Origin of the sequence: Erwinia rhapontici (genome assembly GCF_020683125.1) — a bacterium.
GTDB classification, from domain to species: Bacteria; Pseudomonadota; Gammaproteobacteria; order Enterobacterales; family Enterobacteriaceae; genus Erwinia; species Erwinia rhapontici.
Window position 1 is genome coordinate 1904618 of the sequence record NZ_CP085627.1, and the last position, 20776, is coordinate 1925393.

Consider the following 20776-nt stretch of genomic DNA (forward strand, 5'->3'; position numbering starts at 1 on the left):
TTTTCCTTAATTTACATTTAATTACTTAAAAGGAGGGACTTTAATCTCTCTTACAGTAAATGACGCTAATACAAATAGTATTGAGAATAGTTTGCATTTGCAATAAGATGCGTCGCAACTTTCTTAAGGGCCTGTAAGTTGTACGTAAATATCGGTTTTCTTAAGAAGGGCAGAAGAATCGACGAAAGTAGTGGCAAACGTGATTCTCACCTTTCACCGCGGCCAATCAGTTCTCCTTAACCATTGGCGGGTTTTAACGGGTTTTTTTTATCAGCAAATCTGTTCAGACGGGATACCAGAACATGTTTAATAAGATTAAAAAACAGGCAATACCAGGCATTGCAGTTCGTTCAGACAAACACACCCTGCGTTTATTACTGGCTTCAGCCCTGCTGATGGCGCCCGCCGTGCAGGCAGCCACCGAAGCCGAAAATACGCTGACGGTCACCGCAGACACCCAGGAAAGCGTCACCGCCCCGACCAAAGGGATCGTAGCGAAAGAGAGCGCTTCAGGCACCAAGACCGCCACACCGCTGCGTAAAACCCCGCAATCCATTTCTGTGGTGACGCGCGATCAGATGGACGATCAGGCGGCGGCTTCAGTCTCTGATGCGCTGAGCTACACCAGTGGCGTGGTGACCAACTACCGTGGTAACTCGAACCGTAATGACGAAGTGATCAGCCGCGGCTTCCGTTATGCGCCTAAATTCCTGGATGGGCTGAGCTACGGCTTGTCCGGCCAGGCCGGAGCAGCAGGGCAGATCGATCCCTGGTTGTTAGAGCGTGTGGAAATGGTACATGGCCCGGCATCGGTACTGTATGGCCAGGTGAACCCGGGCGGTCTGATCAATATGACCAGCAAGCGCCCAACCGCTGAGAGCATTCATGAGGTCAAACTCAGCACTGGCAATCAGCATTTTGGTGAGGCCGCATTTGACTTCGGCGGTCAGCTGAATGATGACAACACCCTGTTCTATCGCCTGAACGGTATTGCCAGCACCAAACATGAGTTTGTTAAAAACAACAAACAACAGCGTATGGCGATTGCTCCGGCGATTACCTGGCTGCCAAATGAAGACACCAGCTTTACGCTGTTAACCAGCTACCAGAATGAACCTAAAGCCGGTTACCGTAACTTCCTGCCGATGTCCGGCTCGCTGAAAGAGAGTAGCGCAGGCTATATCCCTTACGACTTTAACGTCAGCGACCCGAGCTACAACGAAGCGAAGCGTGAACAAACGTCTATCGGTTATATCTTCGATCACAACTTTAACGACGCGGTGTCATTCCAGCAGAACGTGCGTTACAGCCATATGAGTGAGTCTTACAAGTATCTGGTGTATACCTGGGATGCGGATAACGACCACTCGATCAACCGCCGTCCACAGCATGATAAAATCATGACGGATGAACTGGCGATGGATAACCAGCTGAAAGGGAAGTTTGAGACCGGTGACGTTAATCACACCGTGATTGGCGGGCTGGACTATAAATGGAGCGATGTTGACAGCAAGTTGTGGCGTGACAGCGGAGATCGTTACATTCTTGACTGGGCTAATCCGACCAGCATTGATATTGATGAAAGTGACTTCTCCCTGGTCACCAGCACGCGTAAGAGACTGCATCAGGTTGGTGTCTATTTACAGGACCAGCTGGAGTGGAACCGCTGGAACCTGGTGCTGTCAGGTCGTAATGACTGGAGCGAAATCCGTACGCTGGATCGTACCGATAACAGCGACACTCAGCAGAATGATAACAAGTTCACTGGCCGTGCAGGCCTGCTGTACGCCTTTGATTCAGGCTTTTCGCCGTATGTCAGCTACAGCACCTCGTTTGAACCTAACCTGAGTACCGGTGCACCGGGTGCCAAACCCTTTGCGCCAACCACCGGTGAACAGACCGAAGTGGGCTTCAAATATCAGCCAACGGGCACCAATACTATGCTAACGGTCTCCTGGTTTGATATTAACCAGAAGAACCTTACCGGCTATAACAGCGTATTGGGTTACAACGAAGCGATCGGCAAGGTCAATTCGAAAGGGGTTGAAACTGAGTTACGTTCTCAGCCAATTCCGGAAGTTGAACTGTTGGCGCAGTACACCTACACCGATGCGGTGACCAAAGAGAGCAGCACCAGTTCTGCTCTCGCGGGACGTGCCCCTTCGGGTATTCCGCGTCATGCAGCATCTGCCTGGGGTAACTACAGCTTCCTCGACGGCGTGCTAAACGGCTTTACTCTGGGTGCTGGCGTTCGTTACACCGGTGATGCTCCAGCAGACTCCATTGGACAGGATGAAGTTCCACACTTCACACTTTACGATGCGATGGTGAAATACAAGTTGGGTGAGGCAGTATCTGCGCTGAAAGGCACCACATTGCAGTTTAACGTGCAGAACCTGACGGATAAGCACTATGTGGCGTCATGCAGCAATACCGAAGCCTGCTTCTACGGTTCAGGCCGTACCTTCGTTGCTTCAGTGGATTATCGCTGGTAATAAAGGCAGGCGGGGCGTTGATTGCTCCAGAGATGTAAAGCGGGGTTCCACAGAGAACCGCGTTCCTGACAAGCTTCATTATCATCCTTTTAGCCACCCCAGACGGGGTGGCTATTTTTTTACCTGATCGTTCCCTCACCGCACGTCCTGCTTTTTTCTGACGCCAGTCTGTTTAGCCGAACCGTTATAAATCACACTGATTTTTTCTTTAGTTTACATGTTGTTACTTTTTATCGTCCGCGCCAGTTATTTGTGTAATAAGAAATGCTAATACAAATGTTATTGAGAGTGATTTACATTTGCATTAGTATGCGTCGGGACTTCATACAGGTAAGAGGTAACTCTGCATTTAGTAAGGTTTTTTTTCATTAATAGAGGGTGCGTTCGGACGTTAATGATCCGTGCCATTCCTGAAGTTAGCTACGGCCAATCAGTAAATCTAATGGGTTGGCGGGCTTTACTGGTTTCTTTCGTAGACAAGGCTGTTTCAGACGAGATAACACAACTATGTTGAAGAAGATAAAAACCCAGGCGCGCCCTGGTGTGGCAGTACACTCTGGAAATACCACCCTGCGCCTGCTGCTGGCGTCTTCACTGCTGGCGGCGCCGCTGGCGCAGTCCGCCACTGACAACACGCTGACGGTGACGGCGGAGTCCCAGGAGAGCGTGACGGGGCGTAACAGCGGTATTGTGGCGAAAGAGAGCGCTTCAGGCACCAAAACCCCCACCCCGCTGCGCAAAACCCCGCAATCTATTTCGGTGGTGACACGCGAGCAGATGGATGACCAGGCGGCAGCATCGGTTTCCGATGCCCTCAGTTATACCAGCGGTGTGGTGACCAACTATCGCGGTAACTCCAACCGTAACGACGAAATTATCAGCCGTGGCTTCCGCTACGCGCCAAAACTGCTGGATGGTCTGCACTTTGGTCTTTCCAGCTCCAGCGGGGGAGCCGGGCAGGTTGACCCGTGGTTGCTGGAGCGCGTGGAGATGGTCCACGGCCCGGCAGGGGTGTTATACGGCCAGGTCAGCCCGGGTGGCCTGGTGATCATGACCAGCAAACGCCCGACGGCTGAAGCCGTTCGCGAAGTGCAGCTCAGCACCGGCAATCATCATCTGGGTGAAGCGGCCTTTGATTTTGGCGGTAAGCTGAACGATGACAACACGCTGTTTTATCGTCTGAACGGTATTGCCAGCACCAGACATGAAGAAGTGAAAAACAATAAACAGGAACGCGTGGCAATAGCGCCCGCCATCACCTGGCTGCCGAATGCCGATACCAGCTTTACCCTGTTAACCAGCTACCAGAACGACCCGAAAGCCGGATCGCGTAACTTCCTGCCGATGGTCGGGACGTTGAAAGAAGCCAGCACCGGGTATATCCCGTATGACCTGAATATCAATGACCCTAACTACTATGGTAACAAGCGCGAACAGGCCTCCATTGGCTATGAATTTGACCACAGCTTCAATGACGCGCTGTCGTTTACCCAGAACCTGCGCTATACCCATCGCGATGAAGACTATAAATATATGGTCTACACCACCAGCTCCACCCTCAACGACCACACCATTGAACGTCGCCCGCAACATGAAACGGTGATGACGAACGAATTCGGTGTCGATAACCACCTCAAAGGGCTGTTTGATACCGGTGATGTCGGCCATACCGTGCTCGGTGGGCTGGATTATCGCTGGAGCCGCGTTGCCAGCACCCTGTCACGCCACACCTCGACCCAGTACCAGCTCGACTGGGCAAATCCTGGTCGTGTTGATGTGAATGAGGATGATTTTACCTCCAGCATTAACACCGTGAAGCAGCTGCATCAGGTTGGGGTATACCTGCAGGATCAGATGGAGTGGAATAACTGGAACCTGGTCCTGTCCGGCCGCAACGACTGGTCGCAAATCCGCACGATTAACCGCCTGAACGGCACCGATGTGAAGAACAATGACAGCGCCTTTACCGGCCGTGCCGGGCTGTTGTACGCCTTCGATAACGGTCTGTCGCCGTACATCAGTTACAGCACCTCGTTTGAACCGAACCTGAGCAATGGCGCACCGGGAACCGATCCGTTTAAGCCGACAACAGGGGAGCAGACCGAAGTGGGGGTGAAATACCAGCCGCCGGGTTCCAATACCGTGATGACCGTGTCGGTGTTTGATATTACTCAGAAAAATATCACCTCGGCGAATACGGTGACCGGTTACAACGAGCAGATCGGTAAGGTTGACTCTAACGGCGTGGAAATGGAAGTGCATGCCCAGCCGTTGCCGGAAGTCAAACTGATGGCGGCTTATACCTATACCGATGCGGTGACAAAAGAGACTTACACAACCGCGCAACTTGGACGTACCCCTGCCAGCATTCCGCGTCATGCGGCATCGGCCTGGGGCAGCTACAGCTTCCTGAATGGGGCTCTGAGTGGGCTGACCGTAGGCACGGGTGTGCGTTACACCGGTGATGCCCCGGCGGACAGCACCGGAACCAACGAAGTGCCGCACTTCACGCTGTACGATGCGATGGCAAAATATGAACTGGGCGAGGCGGTTTCCAGCCTGAAAGGCACCACGGTTCAACTGAATGTGCAGAACCTGACCGACAAACACTACGTGGCATCCTGTAGCAACAGCGAAGCCTGTTTCTATGGTTCAGGCCGCAATGTGGTGGCATCGGTGAACTATCGCTGGTAAGCCGCGAATCGTCTGACGACGAGGTGACGCGTACACGCCTCGTTCAGCGATTTATCATCTTTTACCACCCCAGCCGGGGTGGTTTTTTTTTGGCGCTCTGTCAGACTGAATGCTGCCAGTAACAGGAGAGAAAAATGTCGCAGTTATCGGGCCGCAGCCGTGCAGGCGCGTGCTGTTTCGCCGCCGGGGGATTGCTGTATCTGCTGGCCGAACGTACCAGCGCGCTGGCCTGGCATCATCCGGCCTATCGCTACAGCCACAACTATATTAGTGATCTCGGCATTCCTGAATGCGGGCCGCAGATTTGCTCACCGCTGCATAACGTGATGAATGCCGGATTTGCGGTGGAAGGTGTGCTGTTTCTGCTGGCTTGCTTACTGTTGCGGCCGCAGCTGTCAGGGGGAATGGGGTGGGCGGCGTTGCTGGCAGGCGGCCTGCATGGCATTGGTGGCGTTATGATCGCGCTATTCCACAGCGGTGGGGAAGCCGATGGGGTGACATTGCATCAGACAGGTGCGGTGATGGCGATTGGCGGGGGTAATCTGTGCCTGATCGTCACCGGCCTGGCTTTGCGCCGTTGCGCACCCGTGTATGCCGCGTTTAGCCTGCTGCTGGGAATGGTCGGCTTGCTCTGTATGGTGCTCATCCCGTACGTAGCGTTGCCGATCGGCATCATTGAGCGTGCGGCGGTCTATCCCATCACCCTCTGGCAGGTGGTGAGCGGATTTTCATTGCTGTTACTGTCTTACCGGTTCAAAAGGAGCGTGTTGTGAATCAGAGTCAGCGTGAACATATTGCCACCGTGCTTGCCTGCACCCGCGAAGATACCCGGCATCTGGCGCAGCTTCGGCATGACCAGGCCATCCATGACTCCTGGCAACGCTGCGTTATCAACCATGGTCTTGATCCCAGCCGTATGCAGGCGGCGCGCATTCTCCCCTGGCAGGAGCTGCGTGAGCATCGCGAGCATCTTGAAGAGTTTCGCCATATTGCCCGGCACGGTTTGAGCCGGTTATACCAGCAGATTGCCCCGGCGGGCTATGTGGTGTTGCTGACGGATGCCCACGGGGTGACGGTGGACTATCTGGGGGATGACAGCGCTGAAATCAGCCTGCGTCGCGCTGGCCTGTTCCTGGGGGCGCAATGGTCGGAAGCCTGGGCGGGCACCTGTGCGGTTGGCACGGCGCTGGCGACCGGGAAACCGCTGACCGTACATCACAACGACCATTTTGATGCCACGCATATCGCGCTCTCCTGCTCGGCCGTGCCGCTGTTCGATCCGCAGGGGCAGCTTAACGCGATCCTGGATATCTCCGCACTGACCTCGCCGCAGCCGAAATCCGGCCAGCAGCTGGCGTTACAGATAGCACGGATGCATGCCCACCAGATTGAAAATGCCTGGTTCGAGCATCGTCACCGTGCCGACTGGGTGCTGAAACTCAGCCCGTCCTCGCCGTTTGTCGAGGTCAGCCCGGATTACCTTATTGCTTTTGATGCCGATGGCCGGGTGATCGGCCATAACCACCGTGCGCAGCGGATGCTGGAGAAAGAGCTGGGCATTGATGCGCCGTTACCGCACTGCCGCAGCACGCTGCTCGGGATGCCGATTGAACAGCTGTTTAATACTTCGATAGACAGTTTGCCGGACTGGCTGGCCAGCGCCAGCGGTCGTCAGGGCACGCTGGATCGGCTGCACAGCGGTGAGCGGCTATATGTGACGGCGGTGCAGCCCGCACGCCGCCCGGAGCGCACGGCGATCACCACGCCCGCCGCACTGCCTGCGCCGCTGGCAGCGCTGACGGGCGGCGATCCGACATTGCAGCAACAGTTACAGCGTGCAGCACGCCTGCTGAGTGCGCCGCTGCACCTGGTGGTGCAGGGGGAAACGGGCAGCGGCAAAGAGTATTTTGCCCGCGCTTTCCATCAGTCCAGCCAGCGCAGTGGGCAGCCGTTTATTGCGGTGAACTGTGCCGCAATCCCCGCGACCTTGATTGAAAGTGTGCTGTTTGGTCATCTGCCAGGCAGTTTCTCCGGGGCGGGCAGCAAAGCGCGGCGCGGCCTGGTTCAGGAAGCCGACGGCGGCACGCTGTTCCTTGATGAGATCGGTGATATGCCGCTGGAGATGCAGACGCGGTTGCTGCGCGTGCTGGCCGAGCAGGAGGTGCTGCCGGTCGGGGCTTCGCGCCCGGTTGCGGTGGATATCCGTGTGATTTCGGCTTCACATCATGTGCTTGAGGAACTGGTGGAGCAGGGTCGTTTCCGCGCCGATCTGTTCTGGCGTTTGCAGGGGGCGCGTATCACCTTGCCTGCGCTACGCAATCGTCAGGATCTCGACTGGTTAATCGACAACATGCTGGCGGGCAAAGCCCGACTGTCAGCGGCGGCGCGTCAGTGCCTGCATCAGCATGGCTGGCCGGGTAACCTGCGTGAACTGAGCAATGCGCTGGATTACGCCGTGGCGATGGCCGATGGCGACACGATTGACGCTGGCGATCTGCCTGACGGCATCGGCATTAGCGCACCGCTGACGTTAATTCAGGCGCGTTCGGCAGAGGGACAGGCACTGCCGGATGAAGGCCAGCAGCTGGTTGCCCTGCTGCGTGCTGCACGCTGGAACCACAGCGCCGTGGCGCGTCAGCTGGGCATCAGCCGGATGACGCTGTATCGCCGGATGCAGCGTTACGGCATTCAGTCGCCCAATACGCAGCCTGCATAGCGGAAAGACATGACGATGAAAAAAAACGTTCAGGTTGCAGGTGACGGCCCGTTTATGTTGCCACACGGGCGACTGCTGTTCTGTGCAGACCCGACTGAGGCCGAGGACGGGTTGTTTCCGCTGGCTGCCGCAGGCCATAAAGTGGCCCAGCTGTGGTACGGGCCGCAGTCGCTGGTGGTGCCTTCCAGCTACCGGCGTTTCAGCTCGCTGGAGGCGGTGCGGGAGCAGTTTGCTGCAGCCGGATGCCCGGTGTTCCTGCGTAAATCCGGCGGCGGGCTGGTGCCGCAGGGGCCGGGTATTATCAACCTCAGCCTGGCGTATCCGATCGCGCGTACCCTCGGTGAGGCAGCGGAAGCCGTGTATCGTCATCTGTGCGCGATCTTAAGTGATGCGCTGGCGGAGCTGGGTGTGGTAACGGGCTGGCAGGCGGTGGAAGGATCGTTCTGCGACGGGCGTTTTAACCTCGCCTGCGGTGAAGGGCAGCAGGCGCGTAAAATCGCCGGAACGGCACAATACTGGCGGGCAATCCCTGACAGTGATGCGGATGCACCGCGTCGCCATGTGGTTCTGGCCCATGCAGTTCTGCTGGTGGACTGTGATTTAGCGGCGGCACATCGCCAGGCGAATCAGTTTGAGGCGGCGTTAGGCAGCGGGCGTTTCTATCAGGCATCAAAAACGGTCAGTGTGGCGCAGAGGCTGTCAGTCCGGCATCCGTATTTGCGTGATGAGGTGGTTGACGCGCTGATCGCGAGGATCACATAGGGCTGGAGGTTTTTATCGCGATCAGAATTGCGTCAGGTCTGAGGTCTCCCCACTAAACAAGAGCGAAATGATCTGTAGAGGCCGACCCTCTTTTTCGGTCGGCCTGTAGGTGCTTAACGGCCAGGTCAACGTCAAGGGCGTTTCGCTTTCCCGCTGCGCGGGCTGAGCGACCCAGGGCGGCCAGTCGCCGCCGCCCTGGGGACCCGGGCTTGCGGCTGGCGCTGCGTCCACTGCGTGGATGCCTTCGCAAGCGTCGTTCACCGACGCACCGATCGTGACGGCACATCCGTGTGCCGGCTCTCCCTCTCACCGCCGTCCTGGCGGTTCGTCCTGGTTCACTGTGCTTCCTCAGCGCTGCTGAATGCCGCCTCAACGTCAAAATCCAGGTCAACACCCAAACCCAATCAATTCGCGGAGATCGTCATGTCGTGGCGGCTTTAAAACTAACAGCGAGCACTCTCTTGCGGGGATGGGGCCAGTTTGAGGTAAGCCGGACGTCACGCGACAGGACGTCGCGTGCCGAGGCCCGCAGGGATGCGGATTTTGCCGCTCCGGCGTGCTCAAACTGGCCTCAGACCTGAAGTCAGGCTGTCAGAAATTAATATTGCAGGGGCTCCCTCAGTGGTCGATCTTGCGTTTCGGTCGGCTAGCAACACGGACCTGACCCATGGTACACATCATCATCACGGGCCGATCGAAAAAATGATCGACCCGCCACCCCGGCAGGCCGGGGACGGGCGGGATGGTGTTGATCGCTTTGCTTCTGTTGTGCGGTCACGGCCTGCGTCACCCTCAACGGCAGTAAGCATTCCGACTGGTGTAAAATTTGATTTATTGTGCAGCATGAAAATTTACGGAAAAACCAGGCTATATTAGGCGCTTCTCTATTCCCCTACATGATGAAGGGGTAAAGCAAAAGGAGTTGCTCTGTGTCAGAACAATCGTTTGATCCCAACTCGCTGTTAAAGCATCCTGCCATTGCTCTTCCCTGTCGTCTGTTTGAGACGATGAACCGCATGGATGAATACAGTGCCGATGATATGCGCTATGGCGACTTATCAGAATCCCATCTGAAAAATGATTTCAATTTAAGGCTCGTTTCCGCACGGGTCGATCCTTACACGGGTGAGAGGATGACGGCATCGCGTTATGATCTTAATCATTGGACATCACAGCCGCTATCTGTGAAAGCACGAACGGATATTTTATTTGATGAGTTTCGCGAGTTATCGCGAATATTTTCATTTGTTGGTCCTTATCGCGGTCTGATCGAGAAGTTAATTACCCATATGCAGACAGGTAATGGCAAGGTATTTAGTAGCCACTTGTTAGATAGTGCGTATAAGGAGCAGATAGTGAACGATTCATCAAGAGATAGCTCACTTCTGAAAATCAAGAAGACACTATCGAAATTTATAAATTGGGAGGTTGGGTACTACGATAGTAAAAATAAAATTTGGTTTTCCAAAAATATGGCCAACATGATTTTACCAAAATTTAATAAATGGGTGGATAGAGTCAACTCGCTTACTATCAGCGTTCATGATGTGTGGGCAACCACCATTACGTTAAAATCACTTATCATCAAAGGGGATAACTATTCTGCTACCATTCACTATCGAGCCCAGGACCATTTTGGGCTGGATTCCAAAGATGTTTTGAACCCGGTTTACAGGCAGTTTAGAATTTTCCGCATCTGGTTTTTACTGCAACATCATGAAAAATATTCATTTAAGCCTTTTATTACAGAGATGAACGCTACCATAACTATTACAGGTAATCGCTATGATTAATTCAAAAATAAAGACGAGTCAGCAACGTTTTGAAAAAGTCGTTCCGGCTACTATCATTTTGGTTGCTGCTCTTATCATACTGTATTTTTTCCTCAGGCCAGTGAAAATTGTCAGTACTGTCCGCGAATGGAATGAGGGTTACTTTTTTGTGGATAACTTTCCCATGACGGCTAAAGCGAGAATTGCATGGTGGCAGGATAATAAAGAGTTATTAAAAGAAAAATATAACATGCCGTTTATTGGCAGTGATAAGCGGTGGATGGTGTTAATTGGTGAGGCAGGTGATGGTTTTCAGTTTCTGCAGCACAGGGCCAGCGACAATGATTTGCGCTGTTTTGACAGTCTTAAGCCTGGCGCCAATTGTGTCGAAAAAAAATGGCTGTTATGGATATCGCACTACAACCAAACCGATACCAGTTACACGACGGATGATAGTGAATATATTCAGCGTGGCGAGAATGCTGAAATTAAGCGTGTTGCTGATTAATCGATAATGCTGAGATTAATCCGTAGTGGTGGACTCTCTTTTTCGGTCGTCCTGTAAGGGGCTTAACGGCCAGGTCAACGTCAAGGGCGTTTCGCTTTCCCGCTGTGCTTCCTCAGCGCTGCTGAATGCCGCCTCAACGTCAAAACCCAGGTCAGCACCCAAACCCAATCAATTCGCGGAGATCGTCATGTCGTGGCGGCTTTAAAACTGACAGCGAGCACTCTCTTGCGGGGATGGGGCCAGTTTGAGGTAAGCCGGACGTCACGCGACAGGACGTCGCGTGCCGAGGCCCGCAGGGATGCGGATTTTGCCGCTCCGGCGTGCTCAGTACACATCATCATCACGGGCCGATCGAAAAAATGATCGACCCGCCACCCGGCAGGCCGGGGACGAGCGGGATGGTGTTGATCGTTTTGCTTCTGTTGTGCGGTCACGGCCTGCGCCACCCTCAACGGCAGTAAGAATGCCGACTGGTGTAAAATCTGATTTATTGTGCAGCATGAAAATTTACGGAAAAACCAGGCTATATTAGGCGCTTATCTATTCCCCTGCATGATGAAGGGGTAAAGCAAAAGGAGTTGCTCTGTGTCAGAACAATCGTTTGATCCCAACTCGCTGTTTAAGCAGCCTGCCATTTCTCTTCCCTGTCGTCTGTTTACATCCGCAAACCGCATGGATGAATACAGTGCCGATGATATGCGCTATGGCGACTTGTCAGAATCCCGTCTGAAAAATGATTTCAATTTAAGGCTCGTTTCCGCACGAGTCGATCCTTACACCGGCGAGAAAATGACAGCATCGCGTTATGATCTTAATCATTGGACATCACAGCCGCTATCTGTGAAAGCACGAGCGGATATTTTATTTGATGAGTTTCGTGAATTATCAAGGGTGTTTTCATTTGTTGGTCCTTATCGCGGTCTGATCGAGAAGTTAATTACCCATATGCAGACAGGTGATGGTGCGTTGTTTAGCAGTCACTTGTTAGATAGTGCGTATAAGGAGCAGATAGTGAATGATTCATCAGAAAATAGCTCGCTTCTGAAAATCAAGAAGGCACTGTCGAAGTTTATAAATTGGGAGGTTGGGCGTTACGATAGCAAAAATAAATACAAGCTTCCCGAAAATATGGATGGAATGATTTTACCAAAATTCACTAAGTGGGTGGATAGAATAAACTCACTTACTATCAGTGTTCATGATGTATGGGCAACCAATATTACGTTAAAGTCTCTTGTCATCGACGGGGATAACTATTCTGCTACCATTCACTATCGGGCACAGGACCATTTTGGACTGGACTCGAAGGATGTTCTTAACCCGGTTTACAGGCAGTTTAGAATTTTTCGCATCTGGTTTTTACTGCAACGTTATGATAAATACTCATTTAAACCCTTTATTACAGAGATGAGCGCCACCATAACAATAACAGGTAATCGTTATGATTAAGTCAAAAATAAAGACGAGTCAGCAACGTTTTGAAAATGTAGTGCCGATTACTATCATTTTGGTTGCTGCTCTTATCATACTGTATTTTTTCCTCAGGCCAGTGAAAATTGTCAGTACTGTCCGTGAATGGAATCAGGGTTATTTTTTTGTGGATAACTTTCCCATGACGGCTAAAGCGAGAATTGCATGGTGGGAAGAGAATAAAGAAGTATTAAAGGAAAAATACAACATGCCGTTTATTGGCACTGATAAGCGGTGGAGGGTGTTAATTGGCGAAGCAGGCGAGGGATTTCAATTTTTGCCGAAAACAGATAAAGCCGATGATTATCTTTGTTTTGATAGTCTTAAGCCTGGCGCCAATTGTGCTGAAAAAAAATGGCTGTTATGGATATCGCACTACAACCAAACCTATACCAGTTACACGACGGATGATAGTGAATATATTCAGCATGGTGAAAATGCTGAAATTAAGCGTGTTGCTGATTAATCGATAATGCTGAGATTAATCCGTAGTGGCGGACTCTCTTTTTCGGTCGTCCTGTAAGGGGCTTAACGGCAAGGTCAACGTCAAGGGTGTTTCGCTTTCCCGCTGCGCGGGCTGAGCGACCCAGGGTGGCCAGTCGCCCCCACCCTGGGGACCCGGGCTTTGCGGCAGGCGCTGCGTCCACTGCGTGGATACCTTCGTCTGCTTCGTTCACCGACGGAATGGTCGTGACGGCACATCCCTGTGCCGGCTCTCCCTCTCACCGACGTCCTGGCGGTTCGTCCTGGTTCACTGTGCTTACTCAGCGCTGCTGAATGCCGCCTCAACGTCAAAACCCAGGTCAGCACCCTAACCCAATCAATTCGCGGAGATCGTCATGTCGTGGCGGCTTTAAAACTAACAGCGAGCACTCTCTTGCGGGGATGGGGCCAGTTTGAGGTAAGCCGGACGTCACGCGACAGGACGTCGCGTGTCGAGGCCCGCAGGGATGCGGATTTTGCCGCTCCGGCGTGCTCAAACTGGCCCCGGACCTGACGTCAGACGGGAAGCCATCCATTTTTGTGGTAAGCCCTCAAGGGGTGACCCTCTGTTACGGCCACCCCGATACCGGGATTACTGCGGTGGACGAACCAGAATTTTCACCTGATTTTTCTCTTTCACCAGCGCTTCAAACCCTTCGGTTACCAGATCTTTCAGCTCAATACGCTTGGTCACCAGCTTCTCCGCCTGGAAGTAGCCCTGGGTCATCAACTCCATCACCGCCGGGAAGATATGACGGTAAGCGATGATGCCTTTAACATTACGCTCGGCCAGCACTACTTTGTTCGGGTGGAATGAGGCTTCGCCTTCCCAGATAGACACAATGATGGTTTCGCCTTCGTAACGGGTGCTGTCGATGCACTGCTTCAGCACCACCGGCACGCCGGTCACTTCGAATGCGACATCCACGCCGCCTTTGCTCAGTTCACGAATGGTGGCAACCGCATCCTGTTTGCTCGGATCAATCACCACGTTGGCACCCAGCTCACGCGCTTTCTCGCCACGCTGCGGTGACAGTTCCACCACGTAAATCTCAGAGGCACCCGCAGCACGCAGGGCTTCAATTACTAGCAGACCGATAGGGCCAGCACCAAATACCGCCGCTTTGTCACCGGCTTTCAGCTTACTCATACGCACCGCGTGCAGTGCCACGGCGGCAGGCTCGACCAGCGCACCCTGCTCGTAAGAGAGACCATCGGGCATACGGTGCACCATATGCTCATCCACGGTAGTGAAGGAGGAGAAGCCGCCACCACCGCCTGACAGACCATGGAAGCCCAGGTCGCCACACAGGTTGTATTTGCCTTCGCGGCAGGCTTCGCATTCACGACATGCAAGGATCGGTTCGACCACCACACGGTCACCGGCTTTGAATTTGCTGACGCCGGTACCGACTTCGACCACTTCGCCAGAGAACTCGTGGCCCATAACGATAGGGGCAATGTCGTGGCTGATTTTATGAGGCTTATCGACCGGGACAAAGATCGGCCCGGCGAGGTATTCGTGCAGGTCGCTGCCGCAGATCCCGGTCCATGCCACTTTGATTTTTACCTTGCCCGCAGAAACCTGAGGTTCTTCGATATCGTCAATACGGATGTCATGCGCTTTATACCAACGTGCTGCTTTCATCTTCTTTTCCCTTGAGATTGGTCAACATCCTGTCCATTGCCACTAATGCGGCCGGATCAGGAACTCAGGGCTGCATAGTGCGAAAAGCGTGCCAGAAATGGGGCTGTACGTAACCTGTTGATTTTTAATAAGTAGGGTGAGAAGGGCGCTGGGAGGGGAGGGGAAAATGTGCGGGGGTGTGACAGATGTAACGGGGTGCGGGTGTAACAGGGGGGGCGGTGGTAATAGTCAGATTTTGGTGCGTTGTTGAGTGTCTGCTGTGTGCCAGAGGCGGACGTTGATAAAATTTCTGTGTAATAATTAATATAGGTTAAAAGGTTCGAAATTTTCTCAGATCGATGGTCGATCCTTCTATCATTAAAGGTATTGGGTGAAAACGTTCGCGTTTATGGCAGCATGATTTTTTCGTGTTTGTCATAAATGTGAGAATTTTCAAGGAAATCGTTTTAATAATTAGTTAAACTTATGTTTTAATGGCATGCGGATGGGGAAAACTGTACGTATAGGTGATAGCCAAATGAAAAATACTGGAAAGTTAATGCGACATGTGAAGAGTCATAGAGCGACTTGATAGAGATTCTATAGCGCGCACTCACTAAGATTGAATAGTATGAAAGTTATGTGCTAATTTTTTTAGGGCTATATTCCCATTTTCAATGTGTTATGCATTGCCATCATCTTTAACCAAGAAGTAATAGAATATGTTAATTTCATTTTTCAATTTGTCATTTAAATTGTTTTATAAAAATATCGATATTATTGCAATGACTGAAATCAGAAAATTTAATAAATTTATTAAAATTAATAACAAGATGGAGAGAAAATGTTTACTATACCTGAAATATTGAAAGAAAAACTGGACTCTGACTCATCCATATCTGGGGGTGTAATAACTACTTTAAGTAACTTCTATCCTTGGATAAATGATAATAAAATGACTTTTTTTCCGGATTACACAGATCATGGCGTTAATCATTTAAACGAAGTGTTGAGTTCAGCTGCAAGTTTAATATCAGATGAAAGTTGGGGGTTATTATCAGCTAACGACGCTGCAGCAATATGTATTTCGACTTTATTACATGATTGTGCTATGCATATCTCGGAAGATGGATTTTACAATTTAATAAATGATGTTTATCCCACAATAGATTCTAAGTATTTCTGTGAAGAGCTTTCATGGAAAAGTAAATGGCAAAACTATTGTAATGAAGGAAAAAGATGGGATGGTAAAAAATTAAAAAGTGTTTTTGGTGATTCCACTCCCATTAAAGAAATTCCTTCTGATAAAAATGATTTAACAAAAAGGCATAGACTATTTATTGGAGAGTTCATTAGGAGAGAACATGCATCTTTAGCACATTCTATAGCTCTTGATGGAGTACCGGGTCCCTATGAAAAACGGCTAAAACTTAATATAAGTAATAGTAGTCTGTGTGATGTCTTTGGATTTATTGCTAGAAGTCATAACTTACCATTAAGAATTGCTGTAGATAAATTAGAACAATCACAAAAAAGGAGTTTGTTAAATATACACGTACCATTTATCATGAGTACCCTAAGGATCGCTGATTATATTCAAGTAAATAATACTCGAGCAAATAAACAATTGCTTAACATAAAGAAACTAGTTAGCCCGATTTCACGTGGTGAATGGGAAAAACACGACTGTATAATCGATATCAATCAAACTCATGAAGATCCAGAAGCATTATTCATAAACGCAGAACCATCTAGTCCCATTATTTACAAATCCTTGAAAAATTTATTTGGTGACATTCAAAATGAATTAGATCAAACATGGTCTATTTTAGGAGAGATCTATGGAAGATACGATGGGTTGAAAAAATTAAATATTAACATAAGAAGAATCAGATCGTCACTAGATGATGAAAAAAAATACATAGCGGAAAAGAAACCATCTTTTATACCAACTCCAGTAAGGTTTAGAACTTCTGATGCCGAAATGATGAGTTTACTCATATCTCCTTTATATGGTAATAATCCTGCAATTGGAGTTAGAGAGCTTATGCAGAATTCAATAGATGCCTGCAATGAAAGAATAGACTTCTATGAAAAAAATGGAAGCAACTTTAATAAAGATGATATCGGTGTTGAAATAAAACTTTCTAAATCAGATGGGGACTTTTTACTAACAGTTGTTGATACGGGGATCGGTATGACTGTTGATGTCATCGAAAATTATTTTCTAAATATAGGATCTTCCTTTCGAAATAGCGATACTTGGAAAAATATGCACGAAACAGATGGCAATTCAAACGTACATCGAACGGGAAGGTTTGGTGTGGGCTTACTTGCTGCATTCTTACTAGGGCCTACGATAGAAGTTAGAACTCGGCATGTTTCTGAAAAAAAAGGTTATAAGTTTATTTGTGAACAGGAAAGCGATGATATATGTATTACGCCTATGGATTGCGAAATTGGCACACAGCTTATTATATCTATCACAGAAGAAGTTTATAATAAACTAAGAAAGCATAATTATGAACATTCATGGGATTGGTATGCATTGGAATATCCTAAAGTTATTAGAATTGAATATATAGATGGAGATGAAAAAATCCTTGACCAACTTGAAAAAATACCTTCAAGTGGAGCCGATTTATCTGGAACTCAGTGGAGCCGTATTGAACACGAAAGTTTTGATGATATCTTTTGGACTAATGAACCATTAAAACTATCTAATTATTCTACTACCAAACTCGTATGTAACGGCATAAAAATACCTATTGCTAGGCATGGATTTAAAGTTAATATTTCATCTAGCTATTTTGATATTAATAACCGTAACCCAACATTAGTTGTTTATGACCAAGATGGAAGAATGCCAATAAACCTCCAAAGGAATGATCTTACTACAACGAAACTCCCATTCAATGATGAATTGATTAAAAATATATCTAATAAAATATGTCTAGAAATACTAAAGGCGGTCTCAGATAAAGACAGGACGTTAAATGATGATTTGGTGAAATGGTTAATACAACCAGAAATAGATCTATTGTTGTCAAGTTATTCTAGAAGTGAACAACTACCAAAATTATTATACTCCAAGGGTAATATACTACCTAATTCAATGATTTTAATAGAGCAATTAATGCCATCAGTAATCTTCTTTGATCCTGTAAGTGAATTCGATGGCATCGGATCTTGGATGGAAGGAAGTATTATAGATAATTGCGATTTATATTATCCTATCAGTATAGGAAGAAGGGCAAAAGTTGCAAAAGTATCTTTCCTACGATTGTTACTGGATGAAATGAAATATATGGATAACTTACCTATACAAGGTAAGAGAATTATAATAAAAAAAAGCGAAATCCCACTTATTATTGGGCCAAATGGTTTTCCTAAAACTAAGTGGTTAAAATTTAGTATGGAATGGGATGATAAACAATGGTGCATTCTGAAAATAGGGAATATACCTTCTTTTAGTTTTAATCCAGAAAAAGTCACAGAAAACCTTTCAAGTTTTAATCAAACGATGTGTGTTTTTTATTTTCTCAATTGGAATCGTGATATAACACCCTCAGAAGATACAATATTTACTGAAACATGGAAGAGCTTAGCTGATGGTTTAGTGTCATGATAATAGCCATTCAGAAATAACGAAATGAAAATAGGGAGGGTGGTAGATTTTAAATAACCCTCTCACCGAGACTGTAATTTAAATTGCGTATCTGTCTGTTTTTGATATGTTCACTCCTACAACGGAGACAGAAAAATCATGGATGAAAAGAAACTCAAGGCACTTGCTGCAGAACTTGCTAAGGGCCTTAAAATTGAAGCTGATCTTAATCATTTTTCCCGTATGCTGACGAAACTAACCGTCGAAACTGCACTGAATGCAGAACTGACTGATCACCTCGGCCACGAGAAAAATGCCCCTAAAACCGGTTCGAATACCCGCAACGGCTATTCATCCAAAACGTTGTTATGCTATGACGGCGAGATTGAACTGAACACGCCTCGCGACCGCGAAAACACCTTTGAACCGCAATTGATAAAGAAAAACCAGACGCGGATCACGAAGGTGGATAGCCAGATTTTATCCCTTTACGCCAAAGGCATGACCACGCGGGAGATCGTCGCTACATTAGAGGAAATATACGATGCGGACGTGTAGCCCACGCTAATATCTAAAGTCACCGATGCGGTTAAAGAACAGGTAACAGAGTGGCAAAATCGACCTCTGAATGCACTGTATCCCATTGTTTATCTTGACTGCATTGTGGTGAAGGTTCGTCACGAAGGCAGCGTGATTAACAAAGCCGTCTTCCTCGCGCTGGGCATTAATACTGAAGGCCAGATAGAACTGTTGGGTATGTGGCTGGCGGAAAACGAAGGTGCGAAGTTCTGCCTCAGTGTGCTGACAGAGCTTAAAAACCGTGCGCTTCAGTATATTCTGATTGCCTGTGTGGACGGCCTGAAGGGCTTACCGGATGCGATAAATAGCGTTTACCCTCAGACACACATCCAGCTGTGCATCATCCATATGGTGCGCAGCAGCCTGAAATACGTATCTTGGAAGGACTACAAAGCCGTGACCAGCGGGCTCAAATGGTGTTCAGGTTCCGACGGAAGAAGCTGCGCTGATGGCGCTAGATGCGTTTGCGGACGTCTGGAATGACAAATATCCGCAAATCAGCAAAAACTGGCGTGCGCACTGGGAAAATCTCAATACGTTCTTCGGCTACCCAGCTGATATCCGCAAAGCCATCTTCATCGCCAATGCTATCGAATCGCTGAACAGCGTGATCCGGCAGGCGATAAAGAAACACAAAGTGTTCCCGTCAGACGACTCATTGCGGAAGGTTATTTATCTGGCTACCAGGTATGCTTAAAAAAATGAAGTATGCCTATCCAGAACTGGCGATTGGCAATGAGTCGATTTATTATCGAGTTTGGTGACCGCCTGAGCGATCACCTTTAATGCGCTGGCAGTTACACAAAATTATTTACAGGGTTCTTCTCCTGGCCGATCTTACGCCTGTGTCAGTCAACTTTGTACCAATGATTGACATTGCTAAGATATTTTTTACTACATGATTTCTAGCAATTTCATTGCGCGATCACTCTATAAAAATTTCAATTTTCATGTCTCATGAGTAAATTGATTTTTTTGTCTATTGATGATGTTATTCCTCTAAATAACGTGCGGTCCACACTTCTTCTAGTTCTTTAAGTCGAACTTTGTTAATACCTCTTGTATATTTATTTTTTTTAAACTCGGAATGTTGTAAGAAATAGGATAATGAAACAGCTCGCATTATCGAAACATACCCATTTAATCGAATAACTTCATCCTTAAGCCTCTTTTTCCTGTCTTTTCCTGTATATATCTTAGCATTCGCTGCAATTCTAATGTCATAGGGTGGGAGGTCTTCGAGTCTCACGGCCTCAGCCCACAGCATATCGATTAAAATCAGACATCTTCGCCTAATTCCATCATGACAAGCAAGCCAAGTACGAATCGAACGTTGTACGTTTACATGCTCTTGATTATCACTATTTCTTTGACGTGATGAATACTGATAATCAAGCAAATTTCTCATTGATGCACTTTGTCTAAGAAATTCAGTTCCTAGAATCGGATAAGTATCCCCAATCTTAAGATGCCCTTGCATGATTCGCAAACAAATATCATTTAATTCATTAAAAACACGGATTGAGGGTTCTAAAGCCCAAATTTCGCGTGTTGTATTTTGGTTCCCATTTTTCATTCTGCCTATCTCAGAAATTACTTCTGCTGTGGCAATCTGATAATAGTCCCCGGGAGCATGGCCGAAATAAATAACCTTGCCCCAATCAATTCTTATTTCCCCCCATCGTTTTCTATAGGTCTCTGCCCAATCAAGTCTGAGTTGAGTTCGTTGACTTATTAGAATAAAAACCTGGCACAATCCGATTAATGCTAATATTCCTGTTGCATATGCTGTCAAGATAACTGAGGAAGTATCACTCATAAGCCATTCCTATATTTATTGGATGGTGCATGAATTTATTAAAAGTAAGCCATAGGCATACTACATCTTATCAAGAGCTTTTTTCTATAGCTTATCTTCTCAAGAGCTATTTTCTTGATGTCAGCCTTCGCTCTAAGCCTCCACAGGTCCTCCAGCCGACTAAGGTGGCCTCAAAAAATGCCATCCCCCACGGGACAGCATTCCAAAATCATCCAAACCACTCTGACCTCACAGACATAAGCGG

12 protein-coding genes and 1 pseudogene are annotated in these 20776 nt (G+C 48.6%); 11 read left to right on the forward strand and 2 right to left on the reverse strand.

Annotated features, from left to right (window positions below; genetic code table 11):
• Positions 1 to 302: 302 nt before the first annotated feature.
• The 9 genes from LJN55_RS09065 (at position 303) to LJN55_RS09105 (ending at position 12883) form a co-directional block, all read left to right on the forward strand.
• Positions 303 to 2495 carry a TonB-dependent siderophore receptor gene (locus LJN55_RS09065; protein ID WP_227536070.1) on the forward strand — a complete coding sequence of 731 codons (2193 nt, stop codon included), beginning with the start codon at positions 303 to 305 and terminating at the stop codon, positions 2493 to 2495.
• A 507-nt stretch (positions 2496 to 3002) separates the two neighbouring features.
• Positions 3003 to 5189: a TonB-dependent siderophore receptor gene (locus LJN55_RS09070; protein WP_227536071.1), complete on the forward strand. Its 2187-nt coding sequence runs from the start codon at positions 3003 to 3005 to the stop codon at positions 5187 to 5189.
• A 134-nt stretch (positions 5190 to 5323) separates the two neighbouring features.
• Entirely contained in the window at positions 5324 to 5962 is a 639-nt protein-coding gene (locus LJN55_RS09075) for a DUF998 domain-containing protein (protein WP_133843091.1), read from the forward strand.
• The gene (locus LJN55_RS09080) at positions 5959 to 7905 is read left to right on the forward strand and encodes a sigma-54-dependent Fis family transcriptional regulator (RefSeq protein WP_227536072.1); all 1947 of its coding nucleotides are present in this window, start codon (positions 5959 to 5961) and stop codon (positions 7903 to 7905) included. The genes LJN55_RS09075 and LJN55_RS09080 overlap by 4 nt, the downstream gene beginning before the upstream one ends.
• A 15-nt stretch (positions 7906 to 7920) precedes the next feature.
• A complete protein-coding gene (locus LJN55_RS09085) occupies positions 7921 to 8667 on the forward strand; it encodes a lipoyl protein ligase domain-containing protein (RefSeq protein WP_407647804.1) in 747 nt (248 codons plus the stop codon).
• Positions 8668 to 9596: 929 nt separating this feature from the next.
• Positions 9597 to 10460 (forward strand): DUF3289 family protein, encoded by an 864-nt coding sequence (locus LJN55_RS09090; protein ID WP_227536073.1) that lies wholly within the window; start codon positions 9597 to 9599, stop codon positions 10458 to 10460.
• Positions 10453 to 10947 (forward strand): DUF943 family protein, encoded by a 495-nt coding sequence (locus LJN55_RS09095; RefSeq protein WP_133843097.1) that lies wholly within the window; start codon positions 10453 to 10455, stop codon positions 10945 to 10947. The genes LJN55_RS09090 and LJN55_RS09095 overlap by 8 nt, the downstream gene beginning before the upstream one ends.
• Positions 10948 to 11619: 672 nt before the next feature.
• Positions 11620 to 12396 carry a DUF3289 family protein gene (locus tag LJN55_RS09100; RefSeq protein ID WP_265106037.1) on the forward strand — a complete coding sequence of 259 codons (777 nt, stop codon included), beginning with the start codon at positions 11620 to 11622 and terminating at the stop codon, positions 12394 to 12396.
• Positions 12389 to 12883: a DUF943 family protein gene (locus LJN55_RS09105; protein ID WP_227536075.1), complete on the forward strand. Its 495-nt coding sequence runs from the start codon at positions 12389 to 12391 to the stop codon at positions 12881 to 12883. Before LJN55_RS09100 ends, LJN55_RS09105 begins: the two co-directional genes overlap by 8 nt.
• 609 nt (positions 12884 to 13492) lie before the next feature.
• Here the strand turns inward: LJN55_RS09105 and LJN55_RS09110 are convergent.
• Positions 13493 to 14548 carry a 2,3-butanediol dehydrogenase gene (locus LJN55_RS09110; protein WP_167864452.1) on the reverse strand — a complete coding sequence of 352 codons (1056 nt, stop codon included), beginning with the start codon at positions 14546 to 14548 and terminating at the stop codon, positions 13493 to 13495.
• Between the two features lie 823 nt (positions 14549 to 15371).
• On the opposite strand from LJN55_RS09110, the gene LJN55_RS09115 reads away from it, so the two are divergent.
• Complete coding sequence (locus tag LJN55_RS09115) at positions 15372 to 18155, forward strand: HD domain-containing protein (RefSeq protein ID WP_227536076.1); 2784 nt, start codon at positions 15372 to 15374, stop codon at positions 18153 to 18155.
• 138 nt (positions 18156 to 18293) lie between these two features.
• Positions 18294 to 19499 (forward strand): annotated as a pseudogene (locus LJN55_RS09120) (IS256 family transposase).
• A 205-nt stretch (positions 19500 to 19704) separates the two neighbouring features.
• Here LJN55_RS09120 and LJN55_RS09125 read toward each other — a convergent pair.
• Positions 19705 to 20532 carry a hypothetical protein gene (locus LJN55_RS09125; protein WP_227536077.1) on the reverse strand — a complete coding sequence of 276 codons (828 nt, stop codon included), beginning with the start codon at positions 20530 to 20532 and terminating at the stop codon, positions 19705 to 19707.
• Between the last annotated feature and the right edge of the window lie 244 nt (positions 20533 to 20776).

Coding starts and splice junctions, on each gene's coding strand:
- LJN55_RS09085 (WP_407647804.1), top strand. CDS start 7,921: ATGAAAAAAAACGTTCAGGTTGCAGGTGACGGCCCGTTTATGTTGCCA.
- LJN55_RS09070 (WP_227536071.1), top strand. CDS start 3,003: ATGTTGAAGAAGATAAAAACCCAGGCGCGCCCTGGTGTGGCAGTACAC.
- LJN55_RS09115 (WP_227536076.1), top strand. CDS start 15,372: ATGTTTACTATACCTGAAATATTGAAAGAAAAACTGGACTCTGACTCA.
- LJN55_RS09110 (WP_167864452.1), bottom strand. CDS start 14,548: ATGAAAGCAGCACGTTGGTATAAAGCGCATGACATCCGTATTGACGAT.
- LJN55_RS09105 (WP_227536075.1), top strand. CDS start 12,389: ATGATTAAGTCAAAAATAAAGACGAGTCAGCAACGTTTTGAAAATGTA.
- LJN55_RS09075 (WP_133843091.1), top strand. CDS start 5,324: ATGTCGCAGTTATCGGGCCGCAGCCGTGCAGGCGCGTGCTGTTTCGCC.
- LJN55_RS09125 (WP_227536077.1), bottom strand. CDS start 20,532: ATGAGTGATACTTCCTCAGTTATCTTGACAGCATATGCAACAGGAATA.
- LJN55_RS09065 (WP_227536070.1), top strand. CDS start 303: ATGTTTAATAAGATTAAAAAACAGGCAATACCAGGCATTGCAGTTCGT.
- LJN55_RS09095 (WP_133843097.1), top strand. CDS start 10,453: ATGATTAATTCAAAAATAAAGACGAGTCAGCAACGTTTTGAAAAAGTC.
- LJN55_RS09100 (WP_265106037.1), top strand. CDS start 11,620: ATGGATGAATACAGTGCCGATGATATGCGCTATGGCGACTTGTCAGAA.